The sequence below is a fragment of the Pseudomonas marginalis genome (assembly GCF_900105325.1).
In the GTDB taxonomy this organism is placed as follows: Bacteria; Pseudomonadota; Gammaproteobacteria; order Pseudomonadales; family Pseudomonadaceae; genus Aquipseudomonas; species Aquipseudomonas marginalis.
Map to the genome: position 1 here is coordinate 3,784,589 of NZ_FNSU01000003.1, position 15,339 is coordinate 3,799,927.

At 60.6% G+C, this 15,339-nt stretch carries 9 protein-coding genes and 1 tRNA gene; 9 read left to right on the plus strand and 1 reads right to left on the minus strand.

What is annotated here, in order from left to right; genetic code table 11:
* Positions 1-415: 415 nt before the first annotated feature.
* From dnaG to BLW22_RS26955, 4 genes are all read left to right on the plus strand, one after another.
* Positions 416-2,386 carry a DNA primase gene (gene dnaG / locus BLW22_RS26940; RefSeq protein WP_027605924.1) on the plus strand — a complete coding sequence of 657 codons (1,971 nt, stop codon included), beginning with the start codon at positions 416-418 and terminating at the stop codon, positions 2,384-2,386.
* A gap of 67 nt (positions 2,387-2,453) precedes the next feature.
* Positions 2,454-4,304 (plus strand): RNA polymerase sigma factor RpoD, encoded by a 1,851-nt coding sequence (gene rpoD, locus BLW22_RS26945; RefSeq protein WP_065925398.1) that lies wholly within the window; start codon positions 2,454-2,456, stop codon positions 4,302-4,304.
* A 121-nt stretch (positions 4,305-4,425) separates the two neighbouring features.
* Positions 4,426-8,169 carry a bifunctional diguanylate cyclase/phosphodiesterase gene (locus BLW22_RS26950; RefSeq protein ID WP_074847772.1) on the plus strand — a complete coding sequence of 1,248 codons (3,744 nt, stop codon included), beginning with the start codon at positions 4,426-4,428 and terminating at the stop codon, positions 8,167-8,169.
* Positions 8,170-8,184: 15 nt separating this feature from the next.
* Positions 8,185-8,261, plus strand: a tRNA-Ile gene (locus BLW22_RS26955).
* Positions 8,262-8,335: 74 nt separating this feature from the next.
* On the opposite strand, the gene BLW22_RS26960 is transcribed toward BLW22_RS26955, so the two are convergent.
* Positions 8,336-8,761, minus strand: coding sequence for a VOC family protein (locus BLW22_RS26960; RefSeq protein WP_027605927.1), 426 nt, complete (start codon positions 8,759-8,761; stop codon positions 8,336-8,338).
* 111 nt (positions 8,762-8,872) lie between these two features.
* On the opposite strand from BLW22_RS26960, the gene BLW22_RS26965 reads away from it, so the two are divergent.
* The 5 genes from BLW22_RS26965 (at position 8,873) to pqqF (ending at position 15,298) form a co-directional block, all read left to right on the plus strand.
* Positions 8,873-9,742, plus strand: coding sequence for a LysR family transcriptional regulator (locus BLW22_RS26965; protein WP_065925400.1), 870 nt, complete (start codon positions 8,873-8,875; stop codon positions 9,740-9,742).
* Positions 9,743-9,778: 36 nt separating this feature from the next.
* A complete protein-coding gene (locus BLW22_RS26970) occupies positions 9,779-10,225 on the plus strand; it encodes an Lrp/AsnC family transcriptional regulator (protein WP_074847773.1) in 447 nt (148 codons plus the stop codon).
* Positions 10,226-10,393: 168 nt separating this feature from the next.
* Positions 10,394-12,076, plus strand: coding sequence for a flavin monoamine oxidase family protein (locus BLW22_RS26975; protein WP_065925505.1), 1,683 nt, complete (start codon positions 10,394-10,396; stop codon positions 12,074-12,076).
* A 10-nt stretch (positions 12,077-12,086) separates the two neighbouring features.
* Positions 12,087-12,881 (plus strand): carbon-nitrogen hydrolase family protein, encoded by a 795-nt coding sequence (locus BLW22_RS26980; RefSeq protein ID WP_065947461.1) that lies wholly within the window; start codon positions 12,087-12,089, stop codon positions 12,879-12,881.
* A 47-nt stretch (positions 12,882-12,928) separates the two neighbouring features.
* Complete coding sequence (gene pqqF, locus BLW22_RS26985; RefSeq protein ID WP_074847774.1) at positions 12,929-15,298, plus strand: pyrroloquinoline quinone biosynthesis protein PqqF; 2,370 nt, start codon at positions 12,929-12,931, stop codon at positions 15,296-15,298.
* The last annotated feature ends 41 nt before the right edge of the window (positions 15,299-15,339 follow it).

Here is a 15,339-nt window from a genome sequence, read left to right on the forward strand (position 1 = left end):
AGCCCGGCCCTCAGCCGGGCTGTTGGCATTTGCGGATATCGCTTGATGCTTCATCGTTGACGCCGCACACGCGACTGATACACCTGCTTCAAACGTCAGGACTGGCTCTTTTGCCAGCGGTGCACGTCTCTTCTGACGAGCCTAACAAGGCTACTGACGAGCACACTCATTTTATAAGCAGGCGATCAACTGTATCGGCTGTGCCCAGCGACGAGCATCCGAGGCCACGATTGGCCGGCACCGGACTCGAGGGCAACATTTCCAGGCCGACACACTGATTGAAACTAACGTCAGTGAATGTTCGGCAGATACACTTCCTGACAGCCCAAGCAGACGATTGATGGTCAAGCCATTCGATACGTGCGCTTGAGCACTTCACGGGCACTCATTTACACGCAGTGATGACGAGAACGCCATGGCCGGGCTGATTCCCCAGAGCTTTATTGACGACCTTCTGAACCGCACCGACATTGTCGATGTTGTCAGCTCGCGCCTGCAATTGAAGAAGGCCGGCAAAAACTACACGGCCTGCTGCCCGTTCCACAAGGAAAAAACCCCGTCATTCAGCGTCAGCCCCGACAAGCAGTTCTACTACTGCTTCGGCTGCGGCGCAGGCGGCAACGCCCTCGGCTTCCTGATGGACCACGACAACCTGGACTTCCCCCAGGCGATCGAGGACCTGGCGAAAGCCGCCGGCATGGAAGTCCCCCGCGAAGAAAGTGGCCGCCCGCATAAACCACGGCAACCCACCGACTCGCCGCTGTACCCGCTGCTGACTGCCGCTGCCGACTTCTATCGTCAGGCCCTTAAAAGCCATCCACAGCGCAAGGCCGCCGTCGACTACCTGAAGGGACGCGGCCTGACCGGCGAAATCGCCCGCGACTTCGGCCTCGGCTTTGCTCCACCTGGCTGGGACAACCTGTACAAACACCTGAGCAGCGATACCCTGCAGCAAAAAGCCATGATCGACGCCGGCCTTCTGGTTGAGAACGCCGAGACCGGCAAGCGCTACGACCGCTTCCGCGACCGCGTAATGTTCCCGATCCGCGACAGCCGTGGCCGCATCATCGCCTTCGGCGGCCGAGTGCTGGGGGATGACAAGCCCAAGTACCTGAACTCCCCGGAAACCCCGGTATTCCACAAGGGCCAGGAACTCTACGGCCTGTTCGAAGCCCGCAAGAACAATCGAAACCTCGATGAAATCATCGTGGTCGAAGGCTATATGGACGTGATCGCCCTGGCCCAGCAAGGTTTGCGCAACGCCGTGGCCACCCTCGGCACCGCCACCAGCGAAGAACACTTGAAGCGCCTGTTTCGCGTCGTGCCAAGCGTGCTGTTCTGCTTCGACGGCGACCAGGCCGGCCGCAACGCCGCCTGGCGCGCGCTCGAAGCCACCCTGTCGAGCCTGCAGGATGGGCGCCGCGCGCGCTTCCTGTTCCTGCCCGAAGGGGAAGACCCGGATACCCTGGTGCGCTCCGAAGGCACCGACGCATTCCGCGCCCGCATCAATCAACATGCGCAGCCGTTGGCGGATTATTTCTTCCAGCAACTGACCGAAGAAGCCGACCCACGCTCCCTCGAAGGCAAGGCCCATATGGCCACCCTCGCAGCACCCTTGATCGACAAGGTTCCAGGGGCGAACCTGCGCACCCTGATGCGCCAACGCCTGCTGGAAATTACAGGACTGAGTGGCGAGGCCGTCAGCCAGCTGGTGCACAGCGCGCCGCAGGACGCGCCGCCTGCCTACGACCCAGGCATGGATTATGACGCCATGCCGGACTATGCCGACTTCCATCAACCCCAGGAGGCGTATGCCCCCCAGCAGGAATGGACGCCGAAGAAGCCCGGTGCCGGCGGCAAGAAATGGGACAAGAAACCCTGGAGCAAAAACGGCAAGCGCGGCGATCGCGATGAAGCCTACGCACCTCGCACGCCGGTCGCCGTAGAAGCGCCCACATTGATTGCCCTGCGCACGCTTATCCACCACCCGCAATTAGCGAGCAAGGTTGAAAGCGCCGACCATTTTGCCAACGCGAGCAATACCTACGCTCAGGTGCTGATCGCACTGATCGAGGCCGTGCAGAAAAATCCTAAGCTAAACTCCATTCAGCTGATGGCTCGCTGGCATGGCACGGAACAGGGTCGTTTGTTGAAGGCACTCGCGGAAAAGGAGTGGCTAATTGACGGCGATAACCTTGAACAACAGTTTTTAGACACCATTACTAGGTTATCCGCGGGTCAGCACACGCAGACCCTCGATGAACTCATCAAGAGAGCAAGACAGCCGGGATTATCGGCTGAAGAGCAAATTCAGATAGCAAAACAGATGCGCGACCTCTTAAAACAGAATGTTTCCGCATCAAACCCGACCTCAGCTGGCGTGTGAGGTCATAGCTCGGGTATAATCCTCGGCTTGTTTTTTGCCCGCCAAGACCTTCAGTGGATAGGGTGTTATGTCCGGAAAAGCGCAACAGCAGTCTCGTATCAAAGAGTTGATCACCCTTGGTCGTGAGCAGAAGTATCTGACTTACGCAGAGGTCAACGATCACCTGCCTGAGGATATTTCAGATCCAGAGCAGGTGGAAGACATCATCCGCATGATTAATGACATGGGGATCCCCGTACACGAGAGTGCTCCGGATGCGGACGCCCTTATGTTGGCCGACGCCGATACCGACGAGGCAGCCGCTGAAGAAGCCGCTGCCGCGTTGGCCGCGGTGGAGACCGACATCGGTCGCACGACTGACCCTGTGCGCATGTATATGCGTGAAATGGGTACCGTCGAGTTGCTGACGCGCGAAGGCGAGATCGAAATCGCCAAGCGTATCGAAGAGGGTATCCGTGAAGTGATGGGCGCAATCGCGCACTTCCCTGGCACGGTTGACCACATTCTCTCCGAGTACACTCGCGTCACCACCGAAGGTGGCCGCCTGTCCGACGTCCTGAGCGGTTATATCGACCCGGACGACGGCATCGCGCCGCCTGCTGCCGAAGTACCGCCGCCTGTCGATGCCAAAGCCGCGAAAGCGGACGATGACACCGAAGACGACGAGGCTGAAGCCAGCACCGACGACGAAGACGAAGTCGAAAGCGGCCCAGACCCGATCATTGCTGCCCAGCGTTTCGGCGCGGTTTCCGATCAAATGGAAATCACCCGCAAGGCCCTGAAAAAGCACGGTCGCTCCAACAAGCTGGCAATTGCCGAGCTGCTGGCGCTGGCTGAGCTGTTCATGCCGATCAAGCTGGTCCCGAAGCAATTCGAAGGCCTGGTTGAACGCGTTCGTAGCGCCCTTGAGCGTCTGCGTGCACAAGAGCGTGCGATCATGCAGCTCTGTGTCCGTGATGCGCGCATGCCGCGTACCGACTTCCTGCGCCAGTTCCCGGGCCACGAAGTTGACGAAAGCTGGAGCGACGCCCTGGCCAAAGGCAAGGCGAAGTACGCTGAAGCCATTGGTCGCCTGCAGCCGGACATCATCCGTTGCCAGCAGAAGCTGACCGCGCTTGAGACCGAAACCGGTCTGACGATTGCCGAGATCAAGGACATCAACCGTCGCATGTCGATCGGTGAGGCCAAGGCCCGCCGCGCGAAGAAAGAGATGGTTGAAGCGAACTTGCGCCTGGTGATCTCCATCGCCAAGAAGTACACCAACCGTGGCCTGCAATTCCTCGATCTGATCCAGGAAGGCAACATCGGCTTGATGAAGGCTGTGGACAAGTTCGAATACCGTCGCGGCTACAAGTTCTCGACTTATGCCACCTGGTGGATCCGTCAGGCGATCACTCGCTCGATCGCCGACCAGGCCCGCACCATCCGTATTCCGGTGCACATGATCGAGACGATCAACAAGCTCAACCGTATTTCCCGGCAGATGTTGCAGGAAATGGGTCGCGAACCGACCCCGGAAGAGCTGGGCGAACGCATGGAAATGCCTGAGGATAAAATCCGCAAGGTATTGAAGATCGCTAAAGAGCCGATCTCCATGGAAACCCCGATCGGTGATGACGAAGACTCCCACCTGGGTGACTTCATCGAAGACTCGACCATGCAGTCGCCAATCGATGTCGCCACTGTTGAGAGCCTTAAAGAAGCGACCCGCGACGTACTGTCCGGCCTCACTGCCCGTGAAGCCAAGGTACTGCGCATGCGTTTCGGCATCGACATGAATACCGACCACACCCTTGAGGAAGTCGGTAAGCAGTTTGACGTGACCCGCGAGCGGATCCGCCAGATCGAAGCCAAGGCGTTGCGCAAGTTGCGCCACCCGACGCGGAGCGAGCATCTGCGCTCCTTCCTCGACGAGTGACACCAGAACCCCCGGCCCAGGCCGGGGGTTTTGCTTTGTACAGATAAAATCCCGCGCAAATCCCCTCCCCCGCAATGCCCGTCTACACTCGAAACATTCCCCGTGCCATAACGAGACCGTTATGCCCAGATTGCCGACTGTGTTGCTGCTGTCGCTGCTGACCTGGACCGCAACGGCTGGCGCGTTGACTCTTAGCGATGATGAGCGTGGCTGGCTGGCGGACCATCAGGAGTTGCGCGTGGGGGTGGACGCCTCCTGGCCACCTTTCGAATACCGTGATGAAGAGGGCCGCTACCAAGGCCTGGCGGCGGACTACGTACGCCTGATCCAGGAACGCCTGGGGGTCAGGATCAAACTGATTGAGCCGGTCAATTGGAGTGCCTTGCTGGAGCGGGCACGCCACAACCAACTCGACCTGCTGCCGGGCATCATGTCTACCCCCGAGCGCCAGGACTTCATGGCATTCACACGCCCTTACCTGGACTTTCCCATTGTCATCCTTGCCCATGAAGGCGGCGCCCGACCACGCAACCTCAATGACCTTTATGGGCTGAAGATTGCCGTGGTGGAAAATTATGCCCCCCATGAACTGCTACGCACCCACCATCCAGACCTCAACCTGGTGGCCCTGCCCAATGTCAGTTCGACGCTGCAGGCGTTGGCCACCGACGAAGTCGACGCCGTGGTGGGCGACCTCGCGTCAAGCGTCTGGAGTCTGCGCCAGCTCAAGCTCGATGGCCTGTACGTAAGTGGTGAAACGCCGTACCGCTATCAATTGGCGATGGGTGTACCACGGGACAACAAAATACTGGTAGGCATCCTGGACAAGGTTCTCGCTGACCTCAGCCCGGCCGAAACCGAAGCCATCCAGCAACACTGGGTGGGCAGCCTCACCGACCACCGTACGTTCTGGACCGACCTGCTGATGTACGGCCTGCCCACCGTGCTGTTGTTGAGCACCGTATTGGCCATCGTCATTCGGATCAATCGCCGGCTGAGTTCGGAAATTTCCCGCCGCGTCGCCCTCGAACAGGAACTGCGCAGCAGCGAATACCACTATCGCGGCCTGGTGGAGAGCCTGTCTGCCATCGCCTGGGAAGCCAGCGTTAGCGATTTCACCTACAGCTATGTGTCACCCCACGCCGAGGATCTGCTCGGTTACCCGCGCGCCCATTGGCTGATTCCGGGCTTCTGGCGCAATATCATTCACCCCGCCGACCTCATCCGCGCCGAAGCCTATTGCTACCGGGAAACCCGCGCCAACCGCGACCACAGCATCGACTATCGGGTGATCACGGCGGACGGCCGCTGCCTTTGGGTGCGCGACATTGTGAGCCTGATCGAACACGGCCATGAGCCAGTGTTGCGGGGCTTGATGATCGACATCAGCGAAGCCAAACGTACTGAAGAGGCGCTGCAGCTTTCCGAGCAAAAATTTGCTTCCGTGTTTCAGCAATGCCCGGACATCCTGGTGATCGCGCGACTGTCCGATGGCTGCCTGCTTGAGGTCAACAAAGCATTTGAGGACCAAGTGGGCCTGAAAGCCGCGCAGGTGATCGGAAAAACCGCGACCGCCCTGAATATCTGGGGCATCCCCGGTATCGGCCCCGATCTGTTGAAACGCGTGCAAACCACCAGCATTCGCAACCTGGAAATGCCCTTTCTGCGCAGCAATGGCCAGGCCTTTATCGGGCTGATTTCCGCCGAGCCGTTTCAACTCGACACCACTGAAGCCATTGTGGTGGTGGTCCGCGACATCACCCAGCTCAAGGAAACCCAGCAACAACTGCAAATCTCCGAAGAGAAATTCGCCAAGGCCTTCCACGCCTCTCCCGATGGCTTGCTGCTGAGCCGCCAGCGGGATGGCCTGCTGATTGAAGTGAACGATGGTTTCAGTCGCATCACCGGCTTCAACAGCACGACATCCCTCGACCAATCGACCCTTGACCTGGGCATCTGGGTCGATCTTAACGAACGCAAGCACATGCTGGAGTTGATGCATCAAGATGGATACGTGCGTGACTTCATCTGCCATATACGCCGCAGCGACGGGCAGATCCGGCTGTGCGAAGTCTCCAGCCGACCACTGCCAATTGCCGGTGAAGACTGCATGCTCACCATCGCCCGGGACATCACCGAGCGCCAGCTGATGCAGGAAAAACTGCAACAGGCCGCCACGGTATTCGAGAGTACCGCCGAGGGCGTATTGATCACCGACACGCGCCAGAACATCAGCGCCGTCAACCGCGCCTTCAGCGAGATCACCGGCTACAGCGAAGCCGAAGCCCTTGGCCAGACACCGCGCCTGCTCGCCTCCGGCCTGCATGACAGTGCCTTCTACGCCGCCATGTGGCACCAGTTGACGGCCCAAGGTCATTGGCAGGGCGAAATCTCCAACCGCCGCAAGAACGGCGAGTTGTACCCCAGCTGGCTGACCATCAGCGCCGTGCGCAACCGCGACCAGTTGATCACGCATTTTGTCGCGGTGTTTGCCGACATCTCCAGCCTCAAGCTGGCCCAGGCGCGCCTCGACTATCAGGCGCACCACGACCCGCTGACCGGCCTGCCGAACCGCACACTGTTTGAAAGTCGGCTGCAGGCGGCCCTCAACGGCCATCAGGAAACCGGCAAACAAGGCGCGGTGCTGTTTCTCGACCTGGATCGTTTCAAACACATCAATGACAGCCTCGGCCACCCGATCGGCGACCTGCTGCTCAAAGACATCGCCGTACGCCTCAAGGAGCAACTGCGTGACATCGACACCGTCGCGCGCCTGGGCGGCGATGAATTCATCATCCTGCTGCCCGGCCTGCAACACGCCAGCGACGCCGAGCAACTGGCCAATAAGCTGCTGGCCTGCTTCACCCCACCGTTCCAGGCCGGCGAACACGAGTTCTTCATCAGCGCCAGCATCGGCACCAGCCTGTACCCCCAGGACGGCACCGACGTGGCCACCCTGGTCAAGAACGCCGACGCCGCGATGTACCGCTCCAAGGCCAAGGGGCGTAACCGGGTCGAAAGTTACACCCGCGACCTGACAGCCCAGGCCAACGAGCGCGTGGCACTGGAGCACGAACTGCGGCGAGCCATCGAACGTGATGAGTTGGTCCTGTATTACCAGCCAAAACTGAGCCTGCTGACACAAGAATTGATCGGCGCCGAAGCCTTGATCCGCTGGCACCACCCCACCTTTGGCGACGTCTCGCCCGAACACTTCATTGCCCTGGCCGAAGAGAACGGCATGATCCTGCAGATTGGCGACTGGGTGCTGGAGCACGCCTGCCTGCAAATGCACACCTGGCAAAGCACTTTCGATGGTTTTGGCCCGCTATCGGTCAACCTCGCCGGCGCGCAACTGCGCCACCCTGGTTTACTGGCTCGTATCGAACAGCTACTGCGCGACTACAGCCTCGAACCGGGCTGCCTGCAACTGGAGATCACTGAAAACTTCATCATGAGCCAGGCCGAAGAAGCGCTGGCAGTCCTGCACCAACTCAAGCGCCTGGGCGTACAGCTGGCGATCGACGATTTCGGCACCGGCTATTCGTCCCTCAGCTATCTCAAGCGCCTGCCCCTGGATTTCCTGAAGATCGACCAGTCCTTCGTCCGCGGCCTGCCTGACGACCCCCACGACGTCGCCATCGTGCGCGCCATCATCGCCCTGGGCCACAGCATGCAATTCACCATCATCGCAGAAGGCGTGGAGAACCCCGCGCAGCAAGCCTTCCTGGCCGCTGAAGGCTGCGAACAGATGCAGGGCTACATTGTCAGCCTGCCGCTACCGCCCGAGCTTTTTGCGGCTACCTTCCTTCGCAGGAGCATTGAGGATTTTTCGGATAGCACAGTGGAGAAACCATCGTTATAATCCGCGACCTACTGAGGGCCTATAGCTCAGTTGGTCAGAGCAGAGGACTCATAATCCTTTGGTCCACGGTTCAAGTCCGTGTGGGCCCACCAAACAAGAAAGCCGCGCATTGCGCGGCTTTTGTGTGTCTGGCCCAGACGTTTTGCGTGGGGGGCGGCCTACAACCTCACTTCGCAAACAACTGCCCAATATCCCTGAATGCCTTGAACTCCAACGCATTGCCGCACGGGTCGAACAGGAACAAGGTCGCCTGCTCACCCACCTGTCCCTTGAACCGAATATGCGGTTCCAACACAAACGTCGTCTGCCGCGCCTGTAAACGGTCTGCCAGGGCGTGCCAATCTTCCCAGCCCAGCACCACGCCAAAATGCGGCACGGGCACGTCGTGGCCGTCGACGGCGTTGGTGTGGGCGGCTTCCTGGGAGGCGGTTTTCGGGTGTTCGTGGATCACCAGTTGATGGCCGAAGAAGTTGAAGTCGACCCAGTGTTCGCTGGAGCGGCCCTCCTCCAACCCAAAGACGTCGCCGTAGAAGTGCCGTGCAGCGGCGAGATCGAATACCGGAATTGCCAGGTGAAAGGGCGCGAGTGTCATCAGTTCAAACCTCTATGGGCGTTAGTAACCCGAGTTTAGCCTTGCTCCCAACGATGAAAAGACGATAGTTTTTGCGTCGAGCTCAAAAATTTTTGATGAATCGAGACATCGATGCTGCGTGAATTGAAGACCTTTATTGCGGTAACGCGCCACGGGACGTTTGCGTCAGCGGGCATGCATATCGGGCTGACGCAGTCAGCGGTGAGTGCCCAGATTCGTCAGTTGGAGCAAGCGCTGGGCGTGCAGCTGTTCGACCGCACCGGCCGCCAGGCCACCCTGAATGCCGCCGGTTTGCGCGCATTACCCTTGGCCAAGGAGATTCTGGAGACCTTCAACCGCATGGCGGTGCCGGTGAATACCAATGAATACCGGGGTGAGTTGAAAGTCGGTGCTATCACTACGGCTCAAACCGGTTTGCTGCCCCAGGCGCTGGTGCGCTTGCGCCAGGCCGCGCCAACGGTTGAGTGCAAGTTGGTGCCTGGTGTCTCCCTGGAGCTGTTGAACCAGGTCGACGCTGGAGAGTTGGATTCGGCAATCATCATTCGACCGCCCTTCGACCTGCCCAAGGAGTTGTATGTGCAGGTGCTGCGCAAGGAGCCGTTCGTGTTGGTCGTGCCGAACACATTGGTGGGCGACGACCCTTTGCACCTACTCAACACCCAGCCCCATGTGCGCTATGACCGTGCTTCGTTTGGCGGCCGACTCGTAAGCCGGTTTCTGCGCGAGCAGAAGCTTGAGGTGCAAGTGGCGCTGGAGCTGGATGAACTCGAAGCCATCGTCAGGATGGTGGAGTGTGGCCTGGGCGTATCGTTGATTCCAAAGGCAGGCTTGTGGCTGGAGCGCTCGCCCCAAGTAAGAATAATCCCGCTGGGCAAGCTGACTTTTTTCCGCGAGATCATCCTGCTGGGCCGCTACAGCCAACGTCACCTGCCGGTACCACAACTGTTTGCCCGCTGCCTGCTGGCCGATCCAAGCCTGTAACATGCGTTCCCATTGCCGCCCGTCACGGAGCCCCACGTGCCTGTTCTAGATGAAATCGATCGCCAGTTGATCGCCACCTTGCAGATCAACGCCCGCGAAAGCGTGGCCATGCTTGCCCGGCAGTTGGGCATTGCGCGCACCACTGTGACGTCGCGCCTTGCGCGCCTGGAGAAAACCCAGGTGATCACCGGTTATGGTGTGCGCCTGGGTCAACGCGTGGCAGATGGCGGCTTGCAGGCCTATGTGGGGATCACCGTGCAACCGCGCTCGGGCAAAGAAGTGCTGCGCAGGCTGAGCGCCATGGCCCAGGTTCAACAATTGTGCGCGGTCAGCGGCGAGTTCGATTACGTGGCCTGGTTGCGCACCGATTCGCCGGAACAGCTCGATCAATTATTGGACCAGATCGGCAGTGTCGATGGCGTGGAGAAAACCACCACATCGATCATCCTCAGTAACAAATTGGATCGCGGCCAACCAATCTGACCACCTAATTCGTCACTATGACTAAAAACAATTCATTCCGACGACACTTTGCGTCTTATTAACGAACGCAACGCTCCCTAAACTGGCTGCCATCTTTTCCTATACTCAGCGGGTCACTTCCCGCCGAGTCGTCAGCAAGGGCCCGCCATGAGCATTCCGTCCAGCACTATCAGCAAGACCCATCGCCACCCTGCCGACGGTAAAAAACCCATCACCATCTTTGGCCCGGATTTCCCGTTCGCCTTCGATGACTGGATCGAACACCCCGCCGGACTCGGCAGTATCCCCGCCGCCAATCATGGCGCCGAAGTGGCCATCGTCGGCGCCGGTATCGCCGGGCTGGTCGCCGCCTACGAGCTGATGAAGCTGGGCCTCAAGCCCGTGGTGTATGAGGCCTCGAAGATGGGCGGCCGTTTGCGTTCCCAGGCCTTCGAAGGCGCCGAAGGTATCATCGCCGAGTTGGGCGGCATGCGTTTTCCGGTGTCCTCTACCGCGTTCTATCACTACGTCGACAAGCTGGGTCTGGAAACCAAACCCTTCCCCAACCCGCTGACGCCGGCTTCCGGCAGTACGGTGATCGATCTCGAAGGCCAGACCCACTACGCACAAAAGCTGTCCGATCTGCCTGCGCTGTTCCAGGAAGTGGCTGACGCCTGGGCCGACGCCCTGGAAGCCGGCTCGCAGTTCGGCGATATCCAGCAAGCCATCCGCGACCGTGATGTGCCGCGCCTCAAAGCGCTGTGGAACAAGTTGGTGCCCTTGTGGGACGACCGCACCTTCTACGACTTCGTAGCCACCTCCAAGGCCTTCGCCAAGTTGTCGTTCCACCACCGCGAAGTGTTTGGCCAGGTAGGTTTCGGCACCGGTGGCTGGGACTCGGATTTCCCCAACTCCATGCTGGAAATATTCCGCGTGGTCATGACCAACTGTGACGATCACCAGCACCTGGTGGTCGGCGGCGTAGCCCAGGTGCCGATGGGCATCTGGCGCCATGTGCCGGAGCGTTGCGCCCATTGGCCCGCCGGTACCAGCCTGAGCTCGCTGCACCGCGGTGCACCACGGGCCGGGGTAAAACGCATCGCCCATGCTGCCGATGGCCGTTTCGCGGTGACCGACAACTACGGCGATACCCGCGAATACGCGGCCGTGCTCACCACCTGCCAAAGCTGGCTGCTGACCACCCAGATCGAGTGCGATGAAACACTGTTCTCGCAAAAGATGTGGATGGCCCTCGACCGCACGCGCTACATGCAATCGTCAAAGACCTTCGTGATGGTCGACCGCCCGTTCTGGAAAGACAAAGACCCGGAGACCGGCCGCGACCTGATGAGCATGACCCTCACCGATCGCCTCACGCGCGGCACTTACCTTTTCGACAACGGCGACGACAAGCCAGGGGTGATCTGCCTGTCGTACTCGTGGATGAGCGACGCGCTGAAAATGCTCCCGCAGCCCATCGACAAACGGGTGAAACTGGCGCTGGACGCCTTGAACAAGATCTACCCGAAAGTCGACATCAAGGCGCGCATCATCGGCGACCCGATCACCGTGTCCTGGGAAGCCGACCCGCATTTCCTCGGGGCCTTCAAAGGCGCGCTGCCGGGTCACTACCGCTACAACCAACGTATGTATGCGCACTTCATGCAGAAGGACATGCCCGCTGAACAGCGTGGGATTTTTATCGCCGGTGACGACGTGTCCTGGACTCCAGCATGGGTGGAGGGCGCGGTACAAACCTCATTGAACGCGGTGTGGGGCATCATGACCCACTTTGGTGGCAGCACTCACCCCGAGAACCCGGGGCCGGGTGATGTGTTCGATGAGATCGGGCCGATTGCCCTGGCTGACTAAGGAGTTGAACATGCGCGTCGCCCTGTACCAATGCCCACCGCTGCCGCTGGATGTCGCAGGCAACCTCAAGCGTCTGCACCAACTGGCGCATGAAGCGTCCGGTGCCGATGTGCTGGTGCTGCCGGAGATGTTCCTCACCGGTTACAACATCGGTGCCGAAGCCGTGGGTGCCTTGGCCGAAGCCCAGGACGGGGAGTCTGCCCAAGCCGTTGCCGAAATCGCGCAGAGCGCCGGGCTGGCGATTCTGTACGGCTATCCGGAGCGGGCCGAAGACGGGCAGATCTACAACGCCGTGCAGTTGATCGACGCCCACGGCCAGCGCCTGTGCAACTACCGCAAGACCCATCTGTTCGGCGATCTGGATCACTCGATGTTCAGTGCCGGCGACGATGATTTCCCGCTGGTGGAACTCAACGGATGGAAGTTGGGGTTCCTGATCTGCTATGACCTGGAGTTCCCGGAAAACACCCGACGCCTGGCCCTGGCCGGTGCCGAGCTGATCCTGGTGCCCACCGCCAATATGGTGCCGTTCGACTTCGTCGCCGATGTCACCGTGCGGGCGCGGGCCTTCGAGAACCAGTGCTACGTGGCCTACGCCAATTACTGCGGGCACGAAGGCGATATCCAGTACTGCGGGCAAAGCAGCATTGCCGCACCAGATGGCCAGCGAATCGCCCAGGCCGGCCTGGATGAAGCCTTGATTGTCGGGACAGTGGACCGGCAATCGATCCTCGACGCCCGCGCCGCCAACCATTACCTGCAAGACCGGCGTCCCGAGCTTTACGGCCCGCTGTACAAGCCCTGACTGAATGGGTTTGTTAGCATAGGCACTTGCCCGTTCTGGAAGTGCCCATGCCCGCCCCGGCCCACCTTTATCCCGTTCACCTGACCCTGGCCAATGGCCTGCGGGTTTCCCTGCGCCATGCACCGCGCTTAAAACGTTGCGCGGCGGCGCTGCGGGTGGCTGCCGGTAGCCACGACGTGCCGTTGGCCTGGCCGGGGCTGGCGCATTTTCTTGAGCATTTGTTGTTTCTGGGAACCGAGCGATTTCCTGCAGGCGAAGGGCTGATGGCCTACGTACAGCGCCACGGCGGCCAAGTGAATGCAAGCACCCGCGAACGCACCACGGACTTCTTCTTTGAACTACCGGTTTCAGTCTATGCGCACGGGCTGGAGCGACTGGCGGACATGCTGACCCATCCGCGCCTGACCCTGGAAGATCAACGGCGCGAGCGCGAAGTGCTGCACGCCGAGTACGTCGCCTGGTCCCAGGATGCCAAGGCACAGCAGCAGGTGGCGCTGCTAGAAGGCTTGGCAGCGGATCATCCACTGCGCGGCTTTCACGCGGGCAACCGCGACAGCCTGCCGGTGGAGCGCGAGGCGTTTCAGCAAGCACTGCGGGAATTCCACACGCATTTCTATCAAAGCGGACAGATGACGCTGAGCCTCGCCGGCCCGGAGCCGCTGCAAGAACTGGAAGCCCTGGCGCAGCGTTTCAGCGCGCAACTGATCGCTGGCCCCTTGCATCCGCAGGCCTCACCACCGGCCTTGATGCAAGGCCAGGCTCGGCGCTATCAACACATCGACAACAACCACTTGCACCACGTCATCACCTGTGACGCGCCCCGTGAAGCCCTGGATTTCCTCTGCACCTGGCTCAATGCCTCTGCGCCGGGCGGGCTGCTCGCCGAGTTGAAAACCCGACACTTGGCCAGCGTCCTGCAGGCATCGGTGCTGTACCACTTCGCCGGTCAAGCCGTGCTGGACATCGACTTTACACTCGACAGCAAGGACGAACCGCCCACACACATTGAGACGCTGCTGCACGACTGGCTGAGTTTTTTCGCCCACAGCGATTGGACGCCACTGCGCGAAGAGTTCGCCCTGCTGAACGCTCGCCAACAACAGGTCCAGGGCGCCCTGGCATTGGCTCGAAACGACAGCGAAGACCTCAGTGAACAGGGCGTCGCCGCGCTCAAGGCCCTGCTTGATTCACTGCACTTGCCGCCCGCCGAACACCGTTGGCAACTGCCGCCGAACAACCCGTTCCTGCGCCCACCGGCCAAAGAAGAACGCGCCGGCCTGATCCGTGGCCAAACCAGCGCTCACCGAGGCTTGCGCACGTTTGCCCAGGATCGTTCACGGGGGCGAAGGGACGTATCGCCGCTGACCTTCAGCCAGGCCTTGGCGGATGACGGCGATGAAGGCGCGCTGTACGTGCAGTGGCGCTTCGACGCGCCAGCGCCTGCCGGGCTGGAAAACACCTTGCAGCCGTTGCGTGAACATGCGCGCCAAGCGGGCGTCGAATTATCTCTCGAAGCCACCGGCCATGATTGGCTGGTGAAGATGACCGGGCTGCACGAGCCGATGCCGGCCGTGCTGGAGGCGTTGGCGCAACACCTCAACCTGCCGCAGGAAACTGCCCCGGCACCTGCGCCCATGATCGCTATCCGGGAACTGCTCCAGGCCCTGCCCACGTGCTGCGCCACCGGCCATGCCGACGCCAGCGAACAGCCTGGATCCTGGGCCACTGCCCGCTGGCACGGCCTGGGGCTGAGCCTGCCCGCCGCATGTGAAACGTTGATAAAGGCCGCCGCCGCCCGTCTGCCTGGGCAACCTGCACACTTCGAACCGTCTCTTCAACACCTCGGTGGTCAACGTGTGTGGCATACGGTTAAAACCCACTCAACCGAAGCCGCCGTGCTGCTGTTTTGCCCGGCACCCAGCCAATCCCTGGCCGATGAAGCCTCATGGCGGCTGCTTGGGCACCTGCTCCAAGGGCCGTTCTACCAACGCCTGAGGGTCGAGTTGCAATTGGGCTACGCCGTATTCAGCGGTGTCCGACAGGTCAACGGGCAAACCGGCCTACTGTTGGGTGTGCAATCACCCAGCGTTTCACTGGCAGGTATCGTCGATCACCTGCAAACCTTCCTGAAACACCTACCGGTGTTGATCGACGGCAGCGTTGACGTGGGCAATCACGCCTTGGCACAGCAGTTCTGCGCCGCGACGTTACCGATCACCCAAAGCGCCGAACTGCTTTGGCACGCGCGCCTGGCGGGCCATCCGTCGGATTATCTGTACCGGCTTCAACAGCTGATCCAGGCCCGCACACGGGAGGACCTGCAACACGCGGCCCAACAGCTGCAGGACGCGACCGGCGGCTGGCGCTGCATCGCCAACGGCCCACCTGTCGACGAGAGCTGGCAACCGGCGAGCTGATCATTGCCAACCCTGCAACAGGCTTTTTCCACCAAGACAGC

Coding starts and splice junctions, on each gene's coding strand:
- dnaG (WP_027605924.1), top strand. CDS start 416: ATGGCCGGGCTGATTCCCCAGAGCTTTATTGACGACCTTCTGAACCGC.
- rpoD (WP_065925398.1), top strand. CDS start 2,454: ATGTCCGGAAAAGCGCAACAGCAGTCTCGTATCAAAGAGTTGATCACC.
- BLW22_RS26950 (WP_074847772.1), top strand. CDS start 4,426: ATGCCCAGATTGCCGACTGTGTTGCTGCTGTCGCTGCTGACCTGGACC.
- BLW22_RS26960 (WP_027605927.1), bottom strand. CDS start 8,761: ATGACACTCGCGCCCTTTCACCTGGCAATTCCGGTATTCGATCTCGCC.
- BLW22_RS26965 (WP_065925400.1), top strand. CDS start 8,873: ATGCTGCGTGAATTGAAGACCTTTATTGCGGTAACGCGCCACGGGACG.
- BLW22_RS26980 (WP_065947461.1), top strand. CDS start 12,087: ATGCGCGTCGCCCTGTACCAATGCCCACCGCTGCCGCTGGATGTCGCA.
- pqqF (WP_074847774.1), top strand. CDS start 12,929: ATGCCCGCCCCGGCCCACCTTTATCCCGTTCACCTGACCCTGGCCAAT.